This window comes from Streptomyces sp. NPDC001492 (assembly GCF_053597275.1).
This window is the reverse complement of sequence record NZ_JBSFHW010000006.1, coordinates 29,637-44,106: the sequence shown is the minus strand read 5'-3', so window position 1 is coordinate 44,106 and position 14,470 is coordinate 29,637. Positions and strand designations below refer to the sequence as shown.

Genomic DNA, 14,470 nt, shown 5'->3' with positions numbered 1-14,470 from the left:
GCTGAGGTGCGAGAACGACGCATGCGCTCACTCCCTCGGGCACAGGTCCAGCTCGGCCGGACATGCCTCCCATGCTTCCACGCGGCCGTGGTCCGTGTACGGGGACGATGTAGGGGGACGACGTAGGAGGACGATGTCGTCGGATCCAGGGCGGGCCTTCAGCTTCCCGTGGAAGACCGGCCGGTGCCTTCCAGGCGGGCGCGGTTCTCGGCGAGCATCTCCTGGACGCGGCGCTCGACCTCCACGGGGTCGACGCCGAGGGCGCGGCCCATGTGGATGGACCACACCTCCGAGCGCACGTTGGTCTCGAAGTCCAGGTCGGCGCGGACGTTCTCGCGGGCGGCCTGGCGGTTCTGGCTCACCATGACGAAGGTGGACAGGAAGATCGCCTCCAGGCTGACGATCATGGTGAGCAGTCCGAAGGGAAACGGGTCCCAGATCACTCCGTCCCCGAAGACCCCCTCGTTGCACACGATCCACACCGTGAACCACGCGGCATGCAGATACACGAACGTCATGGTCCCGGAGAAGGCGGTGATCCCGTCCGCGATCTTGTCCTGGGTCCCACGCATCCGCGCGAGAACGTCCTGTTCGTTGACGATCCGTAGGCCCGGCCGCTTCGGCGCAGTACCCATCGCTTCTCCCTGCCCGGTGTCCGACGAGGAACCGCCGTCAGCGTACGGCGGGCCATGACGGAGTCGACCCGATCGAAGTCGCCCGTCGGGCCGGACCACTCCGTTGCCGTGCTGCTGCGTGTCTACGCGAAGGTTCTGGCACATGCCCAGGAGCGGGCGAACCGCCAGATTCAGGCTGGCCTGCGGGAATGGGCTGAGACCGGTCCGTCCCCTGGGGGCGCCTGGGGGGCGCCCTGGGGGCACGCCCTGATCAGGGGTGGGACCCACCTGAGATCAGGTAGGACAAGTCGCCCTTTTCGCTTTTCGGTTCGCGTTCGGATGAGATTGTACGAACACGAAAGGACCCCCTCCATCCTGCTCTTACACAGGTCAGAGGGGGTCTCTTTCAGCGTGGCGGCGCCAGGATTCGAACCTGGGAAGGCTGAGCCGGCAGATTTACAGTCTGCTCCCTTTGGCCGCTCGGGCACACCGCCGGGTTTGCTGCCGTTCGAACCGCTTTTCGGCGGTGCTCTCTGGCAACGACGTAAACAATACCCGATGCCGAGGGGTGCTTCGCCACCCGATTGATCTGCGCCCGGAGGACGACGGGTGGCTAGGCTTGTCCGGATGCGGCCCGGGACCACGCCGGGCTCGGCGCCCGCCCCCACGTACGCCGATACGCCTCCGTACGCACCCCCATCACGCACCGATACAAGGAGCCACAGGACATGGCCGACTCCAGTTTCGACATCGTCTCGAAGGTCGAGCGGCAGGAGGTCGACAACGCCCTCAACCAGGCCGCCAAGGAGATCTCGCAGCGCTACGACTTCAAGGGCGTGGGCGCCTCGATCTCGTGGTCCGGTGACAAGATCCTCATGGAGGCGAACTCCGAGGACCGGGTCAAGGCCGTCCTCGACGTCTTCCAGTCCAAGCTGATCAAGCGCGGGATCTCACTGAAGGCGCTGGACGCGGGCGAGCCCCAGCTCTCGGGCAAGGAGTACAAGATCTTCGCGTCGATCGAGGAGGGCATCTCCCAGGAGAACGCGAAGAAGGTGGCGAAGATCATTCGCGACGAGGGCCCCAAGGGAATCAAGGCGCAGGTGCAGGGCGACGAACTGCGCGTCAGCTCGAAGAGCCGCGACGACCTGCAGGCCGTGATCGCGCTCCTGAAGGGCAAGGACTTCGACTTCGCGCTGCAGTTCGTGAACTACCGGTGAACCACTGCTTCACCGGCACCGTCTGACAGCCACCGGCCGGCCGGCCTCGGCCGCCGGTCCACGAGGAAGGGTGGGCACCTGGCCGGTGCCCACCCTTCTCGCCTGCTGGCTGCGGTCCGGGGCGTGCTCGTCGTGCTCAGTTGCGCGAGTTGCCGAACAGGATGCGGTAGACGATCAGGAGCACGAGTGAGCCGCCTATCGCCGCGGCCCATGTCGCGCCGTCGTAGAAGTTCTTGGTGATCGGATGGTCCAGCCAGCGGGCCGAGACCCAGCCGCCGATGAACGCACCCGCGATGCCGATGAGCGTCGTGCCGATGAAGCCGCCCGGGTCGCGGCCCGGCAACAGGAACTTGGCGATGGCTCCGGCCAACAACCCCAGGATGATCCAGCTGATGATGGTCATGCCGTGAACCTGCCCTTCCGCACTGTGCCTGCACTTTCCGGACAGTGAGATTTCGGTCAAGATCCGCTGTGCGCCACGTGCTTGTTGCTGCTCTTGCTTGTTGCTGCTCTTGCTTTGCCTTGCTCTGTTGTCTTGCTCTGTTGCCTTGCCTGTTCCTGCTCTGTTGATGAGCAGGACGTCCCGGCGGCACTCATCGGTTGCAGTGATCAGTAGGGTGCCAGGCATGGCATCGACCGGTTCTGCTTCCGAACTGCGGCGCACGCTGGGCGTGGGCGACGCCGTCGTCATCGGGCTGGGCTCGATGGTGGGTGCCGGGATCTTCGCCGCCCTGGGGCCCGCGGCACGTGCGGCAGGGTCAGGGCTGCTGCTCGGCCTCGCCGTCGCCGCCGTCGTCGCCTACTGCAATGCCATGGCGTCGGCGCGGCTGGCCGCCCTGTATCCGGCCTCAGGCGGCACGTATGTGTACGGGCGTGAGCGGCTCGGCCCGTTCTGGGGTTATCTCGCGGGCTGGTCGTTCGTGGTCGGGAAGACCGCCTCCTGCGCGGCGATGGCGCTCACCGTGGGGGCGTACGTCTGGCCGGGGCAGGCGCACGCCGTGGCGGTCGCGGCCGTGGTGGCGTTGACCGCGGTGAACTACGGCGGTGTCCAGAAGTCCGCATGGGTCACCCGGGTGATCGTGGCGGTGGTGCTGGCTGTCCTCGCTTCTGTCGTGGTGGTGTGCCTGGGGTCCGGGACGTCCGACGCGGGGCGCCTGGGCGTGGGCACCTCGGGCGGGGTGGGCGGGGTACTGCAGGCGGCGGGGCTGCTGTTCTTCGCGTTCGCCGGGTACGCACGCATTGCGACCCTGGGCGAGGAGGTACGGGATCCGGCGCGCACCATCCCGCGCGCGATCCCCTTGGCACTGGGCATCGCGCTGGCGGTGTACGTGTGTGTGGCGGTGGCTGTCCTTTCCGTGCTGGGGGCCGGGGGCCTCGGGCGTGCGGGTGCTCCGCTGGCCGACGCGGTACGGGCGGCCGGCGTGCCCGGGCTGGTTCCGGTGGTGCGGGTGGGGGCCGCCGTGGCGGCGCTTGGTTCGCTGCTCGCCCTGATCCTGGGCGTCTCGCGGACGACCCTGGCCATGGCCCGCGACCGGTACCTTCCCGGCGTGCTGTCGGCCGTACATCAGCGCTACCAGGTGCCGCACCGGGCCGAACTGGCCGTGGGTGCCGTGGTCGCCGCCCTGGCCGCCACGGTGGACGTACGGGGTGCGATCGGCTTCTCCTCCTTCGGTGTGCTGGCGTACTACGCCGTGGCCAACGCCTCTGCCTGGACGCTGAGTTCGGCCCTGACGGCTCGGCTGTTGCCTGCGGTGGGTCTTCTCGGGTGCGTGGTGCTGGCGTTCTCGCTGCCGGCGGTTTCGGTGATCGTGGGCGCGGGAGTGTTGGCGGTGGGTGTGGGCGCGTATGGCGTACGGCGATGGGTGGCTGCGCGGTAGCGGCGTGGGCCGAACACCGTTCGGGGCGGCACCTGATCAAGGCTTCCAACCCAGGATGGGCATGCTCCGCCGTCAGGGCCGGGGCAGAGCACGTTCTTCCGGCTGCCGGCTCGCGGGATCTGCGCAGGCGCCGCGCTAGAAGGTTCGCTGCGATGTCGTCCGCATGGTGTCGCGGCTGCTAGGACGCTCGTGCCGCCGTAGTGCGTATGCGGAAGTCGGTCCAAGGGGCCATCTCGAGCTCCTCGTTCGTCTCCTCGTACCAGCCCCTGCCGTCCACCCAGGACCTCAGCCAGGCCGTGAGGCTGGTGGCGTCGACGTACCAGGCGTGGTCGGCGCGGTCGGCGTTCGGCTCGAAGAGGAGGACTGGTGCTTCCGGGGTGCGGCAGTCCACGCACGCGTACATCGCGCAGCCCCAGTGGGATATCGGCAGGACGCCTTCGGGCCAGGGCCAGTCGGGGTCTCTGCGGGCGCTCTCGCGGTTGGCCAGGTACTGGACCACGGCGGCGGGCTCGCCGGCGGGCGGGCTGTCGAGGAGGGGCAACAGGCCGTACTCCGGGCCGAATCCGCCGTCTGCTATGCGCAGGTAGAGGTCGGCGAGCAGAGGAGGCAGGGGGAAGCCCAGGGCGGTTTCCGCGCGGGCCAGCGTGGCCGTGTCGGCGGTATCCGGGAGTGAAGGCCAGCCCCATGGGCGGGTGTTGTGTGCCTTGGCTGACACCCGTGCCAGCAACTGCTCGTTCTCGGTCATGGGTTCATGATGCAAGGCACCACTGACAATCGGGCCGGGCTGTGGACAACCCTCGGACTGTGGAAAACCCGGTCACTCGGACGGGGGCGAGCGGCCCGTACCCGCCCTGGGTCCCAGTCGGTCAGCGAGGTGCGAACGGCTGGTCCGTCGGCACGATTTCGCGGCCGAGCGGCAGGAGCGAGACCGGGATCAGCTTGAAGTTGGCGATGCCGAACGGGATGCCGATGATCGTGATGCACAGGGCGATGCCTGTGACGATGTGCGTGAGCGCGAGCCACCAGCCGGCGAGGACCAGCCACAGGACGTTGCCGACGCAGGAGGGCGCACCTGCGTCACGGCGCTCGACCGTCGTGTACCCGAAGGGCCACAGGGCGTAGACACCGATGCGGAACGCCGCGATGCCGAACGGAATGCCGATGATCGTGATGCAGAGGAGAATGCCCGCGGCCAGGTAGCCGAGGAACAGCCAGAAACCGCTCAGGACGAGCCAGATGACGTTCAGGATGGTTTTCACTGGGGGCGACCTGCCATCTTCTCGAGCCGGGCGATGCGCTCCGCCATCGGCGGGTGTGTCGAGAACATCTTGGAGAGTCCCTGGCCCGGGCGGAAGGGGTTCGCGATCATCATATGGCTCGCGGTCTCGATGCGCGGCTCGGGCGGCAACGGCAGCTGCTGGGTACCTGCTTCCAGCTTGCGCAGCGCGCCGGCGAGCGCGAGGGGATCGCCGGTCAACTGGGCACCGGAGGCGTCGGCTTCGTATTCCCTGGAGCGGCTGATGGCCAGCTGGATGAGGGTGGCCGCGAGCGGGCCCAAAATCATGATCATCAGCACGCCGAGGATGCCCGGGCCGTCGTCGTCGTCGGACCTGCCGACCGGGATCAGCCAGGCGAAATTGACCAGGAACATGATCACGGAGGCCAGGGCGCCTGCGACCGACGAGATGAGGATGTCGCGGTTGTAGACGTGACTGAGCTCGTGGCCGATGACGCCGCGCAGTTCGCGCTCGTCCAGGATGCGCAGGATGCCTTCCGTGCAGCACACGGCGGCGTTGCGCGGGTTGCGGCCCGTCGCGAAGGCGTTCGGCGCCTCCGTCGGGGAGATGTACAGGCGCGGCATGGGCTGGCGGGCCTGGGTGGAGAGGTCGCGGACCATGCGGTACAGGGCGGGAGCCTCGAACTCGCTGACGGGACGCGCGCGCATCGCGCGTAGCGCCAGCTTGTCGCTGTTCCAGTACGCGTACGCGTTCGTGCCCAGTGCGATCACAACCGCGACGACGAGCCCCGTACGGCCGAAGAAGCTGCCGATGACGATGATGAGGGCGGACAGTCCTCCGAGGAGAACTGCGGTCCTTAGCCCGTTGTGCCGGCGGTGCACGGTACGCCCTCCAAGTCGTGCAGCAGGGGAACCCTTTGCTTGCTGATCTCGGTGCCACTGGTGCCGTGGTGTCACGTCCAGTGGACCCTCCCGTACTGGTCAACGCCAGGCGAGGGCCACTAGTTCCCTTGTGCGTACGGCGGCCTGCGTGGGCCGTCCGGGTGATGGCGCCCCTGGGTGGCCGACGTCGCCTCAGAAGAGGGCTGTGCCGGCGAAGCGCAGGACCAGCTGGGGTGCTCCGGAGAGGGCGATGCCGAGGACGCCGGTGAGGGCGATCGCCGCGGTGAGGGGCGCGGGGAGGCGGTGTTTGACGGGCTCGCCCTCGGGGGCGCGGAACAGCAGTGCCGTCCACTGGAGGTAGTAGAACAGGGCGATGACGACGTTGATGGCCATGACCACGGCCAGCCAGCCGAGTCCGGCCTCGACCGCCGCCGAGAACACGGTCACCTTGGCGAACAGGCCGATGATGCCCGGGGGCAGTCCGGCCAGGCAGAGCAGGAAGAAGGCCAGCAGCAGGGCCGCGATCGGATTGCTCGCATAGAGGCCGCGGTAGTCCGTGATGCGGTTCGCGGACCTGGTACGGCCCACCAGTGCGGCCATCGCGAAGGCCCCGAGGTTCACGGCGGCGTACATGAGGGCGTAGGCAACCGTGGAGCCGATCGAGTGTTCGGCGTTGTCGGAGTAGGCGGCCGCGGCGATCGGTACGAGGAGGTAGCCGGCCTGGCCGACGGACGACCAGGCGAGCAGCCGTACCGCGCTGTACGCGCGCGTGGCTTGCTGGCGCAGGGCGCCGACGTTGCCGACCGTCATGGTGAGCGCGGCCAGCGCCGCGAGCGCGGGACCCCAGACGTCGGCGTACGAGGGGAACGCGACGACGGTGACGAGGATCAGGCCGGAGAAGCCGACCGCCTTGCCGACGACCGACAAATAGGCGGCGATGGGCAGAGGCGCGCCCACGTAGGTGTCGGGGACCCAGAAGTGGAAGGGCACGGCGGCCGTCTTGAAGGCGAAGCCTACGAGGGTGAGGACGACTCCGGTCTGGGCGAGCGTGTGGAGCTGTCCGTCGACGTGCTGGATCCGGTCGGCGACCTGGGTGAGGTAGAGGGTGCCGGTGGTGGCGTACACGAAGCTGATGCCCATGAGGCTGACGGCGGTCGCGGTGACCGACGACAGGAAGAACTTCAGGGCAGCTTCGGAGGACTTCTTGTCGCCGTGCCGGATGCCGACGAGGGCGAAGGCGGGCAGGGAGGCTACCTCCAGGGCGACGATCAGGGTGGCGAGGTCGCGGGAGGCGGGCAGGAGGGCGGCGCCGGCCGCGGAGGAGAGCAGCAAGAACCAGTACTCCCCCTCGGGGAGTTGCCTGTCGGCGTCCTTCAGGGCTGTGACCGACAGGAGGGCGGCGAGGAGGGCGCCACCGAGGACCAGGAACTGGATGACGAGCGTGAAGCGGTCCGCGGTGTAACTGCACGCGTGCGTGCCGTTCACGCAGAAGGTGCTGCGGTCGCCGTCCAGGAGGGGAAGCAACAGGAGCGCGGAGGCGGCGAGGCCGGCGACCGACACCCAGCCGAGGAGTGCCTTCCTGGCGTCGGCGACGAACAGGTCGGCGACAAGGACGACGAGTCCGACGACCGCCGTGAGGGTGGGTGGCGCGATGGCGAGCCAGTCGACGGACTGGACCAGGCTCGCGGCCAGCGGCTGGGCCAGGGAGCTCATCGGGTGCCTCCTGAGAGGAGCTGCTGCACGGCCGGGTCGGTCAGGCCGAGAAGGGCCTTGGGCCACAGGCCGGCGGCGACGGTGAGGACGACGAGCGGGGTCCAGGCCGCGAACTCGTACGTGTGGACGTCGGCGAGCTGCGGCGCTTCCTGCGGTACGGCCCCCATGCAGACGCGGCGGACCACGACCAGCATGTACGCGGCCGTGAGGAGGGTTCCGAAGGCCGCGATCGCCATGAAGGTGAGGAAGGCCGGCCGGCTGAGGTCGTGGGCGGGCTTGAACGCGCCGAACAGGGCCAGCATCTCGCCCCAGAATCCGGCCAGGCCCGGCAGTCCGAGCGAGGCGACAGCGCCGAAGGCGAGCAGGCCGCCGAGCCGGGGGGCCTTGCCGTAGAGCGCGGCACCGGTCTCCTCGGCGAGGGTGTCGAGGTCGGTGGTGCCCGTGCGGTCCTTGAGCGCGCCGACCAGGAAGAACAGCAGGCCGGTGATGAGGCCGTGGGCGATGTTGGCGAACAGGGCGCCGTTCACACCGGTCGGGGTCATCGTCGAGATGCCGAGCAGGACGAAGCCCATGTGCCCGACGGAGGAGTAGGCGATCAGGCGCTTGAGATCGCCCTTCGCGCCCTGCTTGGCGAGCGCCAGGCAGGCCAGCGAACCGTAGATGATCCCGACGACGGCGAAGGCGGCGAGATAGGGCGCGAAGGTGTGGAAACCGTCCGGCGCGATCGGCAGGAGGATCCGGACGAAACCGTATGTACCCATCTTCAGCAGGACACCGGCCAGCAGGACCGAGCCGACGGTCGGGGCGGCGGTGTGGGCGTCGGGCAGCCAGCTGTGCAGCGGCCACATCGGCGTCTTGACCGCGAGCCCGATCCCGATCGCCAGAACGGCGATGACCTGCACGGATGTGGTCAGCGACCGGCCGTTGTCAGTGGCGAGTGCCACCATGTCGAATGTGCCGGCCTTGATCCCGATCAGGAGCAGGCCGAGCAGCATGACGACCGAACCGAGCAGTGTGTAGAGGATGAACCGCCAGGCGGCCTGGGTCCTGCCCTCGCCGCCCCAGCGGGCGATGAGGAAGTACATCGGGATGAGGACCATCTCGAAGGCGAGGAAGAACAGCAGCAGATCGAGGACGGCGAAGCTGGCAAGGGTGCCGGACTCGAGGACGAGCAACAGTGCGACGAAGGCCTTCGGGGTCGGGCCCGCAGGCATCTTGAAGTAGGTGTACAGCGCGCACAGGAAGGTCAGCAGCGCGGTCAGGACCAGAAGGGGGAGGGAAATGCCGTCGATGCCGAGGTGGATCCGCACATCGAGCGCGGGGATCCAGCTGATGTCCGTCGTGGCCTGCATCTTCGACGGGTGGTCGTGGTCGAAGCCGAGCGCGAGGACGATCGCGGCGATGAGCACCACGCCGGTCACGGTCACGCCGTGGCGGAGCACGGCCTGCTCGGGAGACTTCCCCTTCAGTCCGGGCGGCGCGGGCAGGAGAGCGGCGACGGCCCCGAGGAGCGGGCCGACGACGACGAACGCCAGAAGGAACTGCATCACGGACTCGTTGATATCGATCACGCCTGCTCACGCTCCCGTGGCGACGAGGAGGACGGCGACCGCCAGGACGACGGTGCCGGCGAGCAGCGCGCTCACATAGGTCTGCACATTGCCGGTCTGGGCGCGCCGTACGGCGGCACCGAGCACACGCGGCAGGGCGCCCGCGCCGCGTACGTAGGTCTCGACGACCTCGCGGTCCAGGAAGCGGACGAGACTCGCTCCGGCCTGGACGGGGCGGACGAAGAGGGCTGCGTACACGGCGTCGAGGTGGAAGCCGACGGCTGCATGCCGGTGGAGCGGGCCGAGCAGCAGCCGTCCCGGGTCCGCCGGGTCGGGCGCGTAGGCCACTCCCCCGTATGCGGGCGCGTGGCTGGCGATGGCCTCGGCCTCGACGAGTCCGGCGTCGCCCTCGGGGTGGGCCGCGACCGCGCCGAGCGGAACCCGGGACACGAGGGCCGTGGTGTGCCGCCAGGCCGCATAGGTGACGATGCCGCCGACCAGGGCCACGCCCGTGCCGAGCACGGAGGTGGTGAGTGTCGGGGTGAGGTCACGGCCGTCGAACCAGTCGGGCAGCGTGCGGTAGGCGAGTCCGCCGAGCGCCAGGGAGGGTACGGCGAGCACCCACAGCACCACGGTCATGGTCAGTGGCTGGCGGCCGTGGTCGGGGGCCTCGGCACCCCGGCCGTGGAAGGCCAGCAGCCACAGGCGCGTCGCGTACGCCGCGGTGAGTACGGCGGTGAGCAGGCCGGCGACGAGGGTGATCCAGCCTGCGGCGACGGGGGCGTGCCCTGTGTGGCCGGTGGCCACGTGTTCGGCGGCACCGAGGACGGACTCCTTGGAGAAGAAGCCGCTGAAGGGCGGGATCGCGGCGAGCGCGAGAAGCGCCACGGTCATCGTCCAGTAGGCGTCCGGGATGCGTTCGCGCAGGTTCTGCATGCGGGACATGGTGGCCAGCGAGTTGGTGCCGGCGGCGTGGATGATCACGCCGGCCGCGAGGAACAGCAGCGCCTTGAAGGCGCCGTGGGACAGGAGGTGGAAGACGGCCGCTCCGCGGTCGCCGACGGCGAGGGCACCGGTCATATAGCCCAGCTGCCCGATCGTCGAGTAGGCGAGGACGCGCTTGATGTCGTCCTGGGCGAGTGCGGCGAGGCCCGAGCCGACCATCGTGACGGCCGCCATGACGGCGAGGACGACCATCGCGACCCGTGAGGCCTCGAAGACCGGGAGGAGGCGGGCGATGAAGTAGACGCCGGCGGCCACCATCGTCGCGGCGTGGATCAGTGCGGAGACGGGCGTCGGGCCCGCCATCGCGTCGGGGAGCCAGGTGTGCAGCGGGAACTGCGCCGACTTGCCCGCCACACCCGCAAGGAGCAGCAGGGCGATCAGTGTCGGGTGGTGCAGTCCGCCGCTCGTGACGGTGCCGAGGACCTTGGTGATGCGGAAGGAGCCGGCATCGGTGGCGAGGGCGAACAGACCGATGAGGAAGGGGACGTCGCCGAGCTTGGTCACCAGGAAGGCCTTGATGGAGGCGGCGCGGGCCTCCGGGGTCTCCCAGTAGTGGCCGACCAGGAAGTACGAGCAGATGCCCATGATCTCCCAGCCGACCAGCAGCACGATCAGGTCGCCGGAGTAGACGACGAGCAGCATCGCGGAGGTGAAGAGGGAGACCAGGGCGGCGTACGAGGGGTAGCGGGGGTCCTCGCGCAGGTAGCCCGTCGAGTAGATCTGCACGCAGGTTGCTACGACGCCGACCAGGATGGCGACGAGGGCGGCGAAGCCGTCGATGTGCAGCGCGAGTTCGATGGGGACCGAGCCGGTGGGCGTCAGCTCGGTGGCGGAGTCGATCGCCTGGCCGCCGCCCTGGCGCACGGCGACCAGCACGGCAAGCACGAGGGAGGCGAGGGTCGGCAGGACGGCGAGCGGGCGGACGAAGCCGGGTGCCGTGCGGCCCAGGAGCAGTCCGCAGGCGGCGCCCAGGAACGGCAGCAGCGGGACGAGGACGGCGAGGGTGGTCGTGGTCACGCGGCGGCCTCAGCCTTCCCGGTCTCTTCCGCCGTGAGGGCGCCCCCGTCGGGGCCGTCGCTCTCGTGGCCCTCGGCGCTGTCGCGGAGCTTGTCGATGTCGGAGGTGCCGCGGTTGCGGTAGACGGCGAGGACGATCGCCAGGCCGATGCCGATCTCGGCGGCGGCGATGGCGATGGTGAACAGGGTCAGTGCCTGGCCGGAGTGCAGCTTGTCCTGGGCGGCCTTGCTGAGCCAGACGTCGAAGGCGACGAGGTTGAGATTGACGGCGTTGAGCATCAGCTCGACGGACATCAGGACGAGGATCGCGTTGCGGCGGGCGAGGACGCCGTACAGGCCGGTGCAGAAGAGGAGGGCGGACAGTACGGCGGGATAGGCGAGGTGCATCAGCGGGCGCCTTCCTGCTCGGCCGGGCTGGTTCCCTCGACCCGGCCCTTCCGCTCGATCGGGTGATTACGGGAATCCGGGACGGATGGGGAACTACCGGTTGCTGCCCGGGAGTTCACAGGAGGAGAGCTCATCTCCGCCTTCGCCTTGCGGGACAGGACGATCGCGCCGACCAGGGCGGCGAGGAGGAGGACGGAGAGTGCCTCGAAGGGGAGGACCCAGTTCTGGAAGAGGCTCGCTCCGGTGACGGCGGTGGAGCCGGCCGCCGGGCCGCCCAGGTCGATCCAGGTCGTGCGGAAGGCGTCGACGACGACCCACACCAGGGCGGCGGCCGCGGCGACGGCCACGGTGAGCGCGGCCCACCGGTTGCCGGAGTCGGCGTCCGGCGAGCGGCCGATCGGGGCCTTGGTGAGCATCAGACCGAACAGAAGGAGGACGACGACGGAACCCACGTAGATGAGGACCTGCACCCAGGCGATGAACTCGGCGGTGAGCAGGAGGTATTCGACAGCAAGGCCCCCAAGGGTGACCACCAGCCACAGGGCGGCGTGCACCAGCTGCCGGGTCGTGACGGTGACCAGGGCCGCCCCGAAGGTGGCCAGGCCGACGAGGAGGAAGGCGATCTCGACACCGGTCGGCGAGAGGAAGCCGTGGGTGCCGGCGGCCGTGGTGGCGTGGGCGTGAGCTGCCCTCGCGTGGGTTGCCGTGGCCTGCGCCACCGTTGCGGTGGCTGCGATGAAGGTCACGACGCGCCTCCCTCGGGTTCGGTCGGCGGGGCAGGGTCGGCAGTTTGCGAGGGCTCGGCCTGCGCGGCCGCGAGCTTCTCCGCGGTCTTGCGGGCGGCGGCGATCTCCTTCGGCTCCTCCGCTCCGGGGTCGAGGGCGGGCGGGGCCGGGACCGTCCACATCCACTCACGGAGCTTGTCGCGTTCGTGGGTGAGTTCGTGGATGTCGGTCTCGGCGTATTCGAACTCCGGGGACCAGAACAGGGCGTCGAAAGGACAGACCTCGATGCAGATACCGCAGTACATGCACAGGGAGAAGTCGATGGCGAAGCGATCGAGGACGTTGCGGCTGCGTTCGCGGCCGCCTGGGGTGGCTGCCGGCACCGTCTCCTTGTGGGAGTCGATGTAGATGCACCAGTCCGGGCACTCCCGGGCGCAGAGCATGCAGACGGTGCAGTTCTCCTCGAACAGGCCGATGACGCCGCGGGTGCGGGGTGGCAGGTCGGGCTGGACGTCCGGGTACTGCTCGGTGACGGTCTTCCGCGTCATCGTGCGGAGGGTGACCGCCAGGCCCTTGGCCAGGCCGGAGCCGGGGATGCGGGAGCGGGTGGGCGGGAGTGGCTCAGCCATCAGGAGATCACCACCTTGACGATGCCGGTGAGGGCGATCTGAGCGAGGGAGAGGGGAACGAGGAGGGTCCAGGAGAGTTTCTGGAGCTGGTCCTCGCGTAGCCGGGGGTAGGTGACGCGGAGCCAGATCACGAGGAAGGCGAGGACGGCCGTCTTCAGCAGGGTCCAGACCCAGCCGAGGCCGTCGGCGCCCCAGGGGCCGTGCCAGCCGCCCAGGAAGAGGACGGTGGTCAGGCCGCACAGGACGATGATTCCGGCGTACTCGGCGAGGAGGAACAGGGCGAATCGCAGACCGGTGTACTCGGTGTACGCGCCGAAGATGATCTCCGAGTCGGCGACGGGCATGTCGAAGGGCGGGCGCTGGAGTTCGGCGAGACCGGCGACGAAGAAGACGATCGCGCCGACGATCTGCCAGGGCAGCCACCACCAGTGGAAGGCGTCCAGGATGCCGGGGAGGGAGACCGTGCCGGCCGCCATCGCGACGGAGGCGGCGGCGAGGAGCATCGGGAGTTCGTAGGCGAGAAGCTGCGCGGCGGTGCGGAGGCCGCCGAGGAGGGAGAACTTGTTGGCGGAGGCCCAGCCGGCCATGAGGGAGCCCAGGACGCCTACGCCCATCACCGCCAGGACGAAGAAGATCCCCGCGTCCAGGACCTGACCGACGGCGCCCTCGCCGGGGCCGATGGGGATGGCGAGGAGAACCAGGAGGTACGGGAGGAGCGCCACGGCGGGGGCGAGCTGGAAGATGCGGCGGTCCGCGCCCGCCGGGACGACGTCTTCCTTCTGCGCGAACTTCACGCCGTCTGCGACGAGTTGGGCCCAGCCGTGGAAGCCGCCGGCGTACATCGGGCCGAGGCGGCCCTGCATGTGGGCCATGACCTTGTGCTCGGTCTGGCCGACGATCAGGGGGAAGGTGAGGAAGACGACGAACACGATGAGGAGTCGCAGGGTGACGTCCAGAGCGTCGGTCACTGCGGGCCTCCTGCGGGGTCTTCGGGATTCGCTGACGGGTCTTGGGTGGACGGGTCTTCGGAGGTGGCGCCGGGGTTCGATTTCGTCCCGGGCCTCGGCTCTGTCTCCGCGTCCGGCTCGGTCTCCGCGTCCGGCTCGGTCTCTGGGGCGGGCTCGGTCTCCGGCTTCGGCTCGGTCCCCGAGCCCAGTTCGGTCTCCGGGCTCGGTCCGGTCTCCGGCTCGTCGAAAGCCGGGCGGGCGTGGTGCCACGGGGCGTCCGAACTGCGGGGGGCGGGTGCGGGTCGGGTGGTCGGGGCCTCCGGCGACTGGGTCCGAGGGGTCTGCGAGGCGGAGCCTTCGCTCGCGCTCCGTGTGCGCCGCGGCGTTGCCACACCGGAGGCACCCGGCTCCTGATCGGCCGAGGCGCCCGCCGCCGGAGTCGACTCCTTCCGGTCAGCCGAGGCACCCTCAGCCGGGGTCGGAGCCGCCTGACTCGCCGATCCTTCCCCCGCCGACCGCGTCCGCCGCGGAGCAGCCGGAGCCGCCTCGGCGCCCTCAGCCGGAGCCGGGGTTGCCTGACTCGCCGATCCTTCCCCCGCCGACCGCGTCCGCCGCGGAGCAGCCGGAGCCGCCTCGGCGCCCTCAGCCGGAGCCGGGGTTGCCTGACTCGC

At 69.5% G+C, this 14,470-nt stretch carries 14 protein-coding genes and 1 tRNA gene; 2 read left to right on the top strand and 13 right to left on the bottom strand.

Features of this window, described 5'->3' with window-relative positions; translation table 11 throughout:
• Positions 1-158 precede the first annotated feature (158 nt).
• Both ACWC1K_RS09695 and ACWC1K_RS09690 read right to left on the bottom strand, forming a co-directional pair.
• Positions 159-635, bottom strand: a complete 477-nt coding sequence (locus tag ACWC1K_RS09695; protein WP_450829925.1) for a DUF1003 domain-containing protein — start codon at positions 633-635, stop codon at positions 159-161.
• 391 nt (positions 636-1,026) lie between these two features.
• Positions 1,027-1,108 (bottom strand) — tRNA-Tyr (locus ACWC1K_RS09690).
• Between the two features lie 234 nt (positions 1,109-1,342).
• Here ACWC1K_RS09690 and ACWC1K_RS09685 point away from each other — a divergent pair.
• Positions 1,343-1,831, top strand: coding sequence for a YajQ family cyclic di-GMP-binding protein (locus ACWC1K_RS09685; protein WP_030945172.1), 489 nt, complete (start codon positions 1,343-1,345; stop codon positions 1,829-1,831).
• Positions 1,832-1,967: 136 nt separating this feature from the next.
• Here the strand turns inward: ACWC1K_RS09685 and ACWC1K_RS09680 are convergent, their stop codons facing one another.
• Complete coding sequence (locus ACWC1K_RS09680) at positions 1,968-2,234, bottom strand: GlsB/YeaQ/YmgE family stress response membrane protein (RefSeq protein WP_450829923.1); 267 nt, start codon at positions 2,232-2,234, stop codon at positions 1,968-1,970.
• A gap of 223 nt (positions 2,235-2,457) precedes the next feature.
• Between ACWC1K_RS09680 and ACWC1K_RS09675 the strand changes: the two genes are divergently transcribed.
• The gene (locus tag ACWC1K_RS09675) at positions 2,458-3,708 is read left to right on the top strand and encodes an APC family permease (protein WP_450829921.1); all 1,251 of its coding nucleotides are present in this window, start codon (positions 2,458-2,460) and stop codon (positions 3,706-3,708) included.
• A 178-nt stretch (positions 3,709-3,886) separates the two neighbouring features.
• Here the strand turns inward: ACWC1K_RS09675 and ACWC1K_RS09670 are convergent, their stop codons facing one another.
• The 10 genes from ACWC1K_RS09670 to ACWC1K_RS09625 all read right to left on the bottom strand — a co-directional run bounded on the left by ACWC1K_RS09670 (position 3,887) and on the right by ACWC1K_RS09625 (position 13,820).
• Positions 3,887-4,453, bottom strand: coding sequence for an SMI1/KNR4 family protein (locus tag ACWC1K_RS09670; RefSeq protein ID WP_450829920.1), 567 nt, complete (start codon positions 4,451-4,453; stop codon positions 3,887-3,889).
• A gap of 121 nt (positions 4,454-4,574) precedes the next feature.
• Positions 4,575-4,967, bottom strand: coding sequence for a YccF domain-containing protein (locus ACWC1K_RS09665; protein ID WP_450829918.1), 393 nt, complete (start codon positions 4,965-4,967; stop codon positions 4,575-4,577).
• A complete protein-coding gene (gene htpX, locus ACWC1K_RS09660) occupies positions 4,964-5,827 on the bottom strand; it encodes a zinc metalloprotease HtpX (RefSeq protein WP_450829916.1) in 864 nt (287 codons plus the stop codon). The genes ACWC1K_RS09665 and htpX overlap by 4 nt, the downstream gene beginning before the upstream one ends.
• A 192-nt stretch (positions 5,828-6,019) precedes the next feature.
• Complete coding sequence (locus ACWC1K_RS09655; protein ID WP_450829914.1) at positions 6,020-7,540, bottom strand: NADH-quinone oxidoreductase subunit N; 1,521 nt, start codon at positions 7,538-7,540, stop codon at positions 6,020-6,022.
• Positions 7,537-9,111, bottom strand: a complete 1,575-nt coding sequence (locus ACWC1K_RS09650) for an NADH-quinone oxidoreductase subunit M (RefSeq protein ID WP_450829912.1) — start codon at positions 9,109-9,111, stop codon at positions 7,537-7,539. Before ACWC1K_RS09650 ends, ACWC1K_RS09655 begins: the two co-directional genes overlap by 4 nt.
• A gap of 6 nt (positions 9,112-9,117) precedes the next feature.
• Complete coding sequence (locus tag ACWC1K_RS09645) at positions 9,118-11,112, bottom strand: NADH-quinone oxidoreductase subunit 5 family protein (RefSeq protein ID WP_450829910.1); 1,995 nt, start codon at positions 11,110-11,112, stop codon at positions 9,118-9,120.
• A complete protein-coding gene (nuoK, locus tag ACWC1K_RS09640; protein WP_450829908.1) occupies positions 11,109-11,498 on the bottom strand; it encodes an NADH-quinone oxidoreductase subunit NuoK in 390 nt (129 codons plus the stop codon). Before nuoK ends, ACWC1K_RS09645 begins: the two co-directional genes overlap by 4 nt.
• The gene (locus ACWC1K_RS09635) at positions 11,498-12,217 is read right to left on the bottom strand and encodes an NADH-quinone oxidoreductase subunit J family protein (RefSeq protein ID WP_450830347.1); all 720 of its coding nucleotides are present in this window, start codon (positions 12,215-12,217) and stop codon (positions 11,498-11,500) included. The genes nuoK and ACWC1K_RS09635 overlap by 1 nt, the downstream gene beginning before the upstream one ends.
• Positions 12,218-12,240: 23 nt before the next feature.
• A complete protein-coding gene (locus tag ACWC1K_RS09630) occupies positions 12,241-12,852 on the bottom strand; it encodes a NuoI/complex I 23 kDa subunit family protein (RefSeq protein WP_450829906.1) in 612 nt (203 codons plus the stop codon).
• Complete coding sequence (locus tag ACWC1K_RS09625) at positions 12,852-13,820, bottom strand: complex I subunit 1/NuoH family protein (protein ID WP_123966915.1); 969 nt, start codon at positions 13,818-13,820, stop codon at positions 12,852-12,854. Before ACWC1K_RS09625 ends, ACWC1K_RS09630 begins: the two co-directional genes overlap by 1 nt.
• Positions 13,821-14,470: the final 650 nt, after the last annotated feature.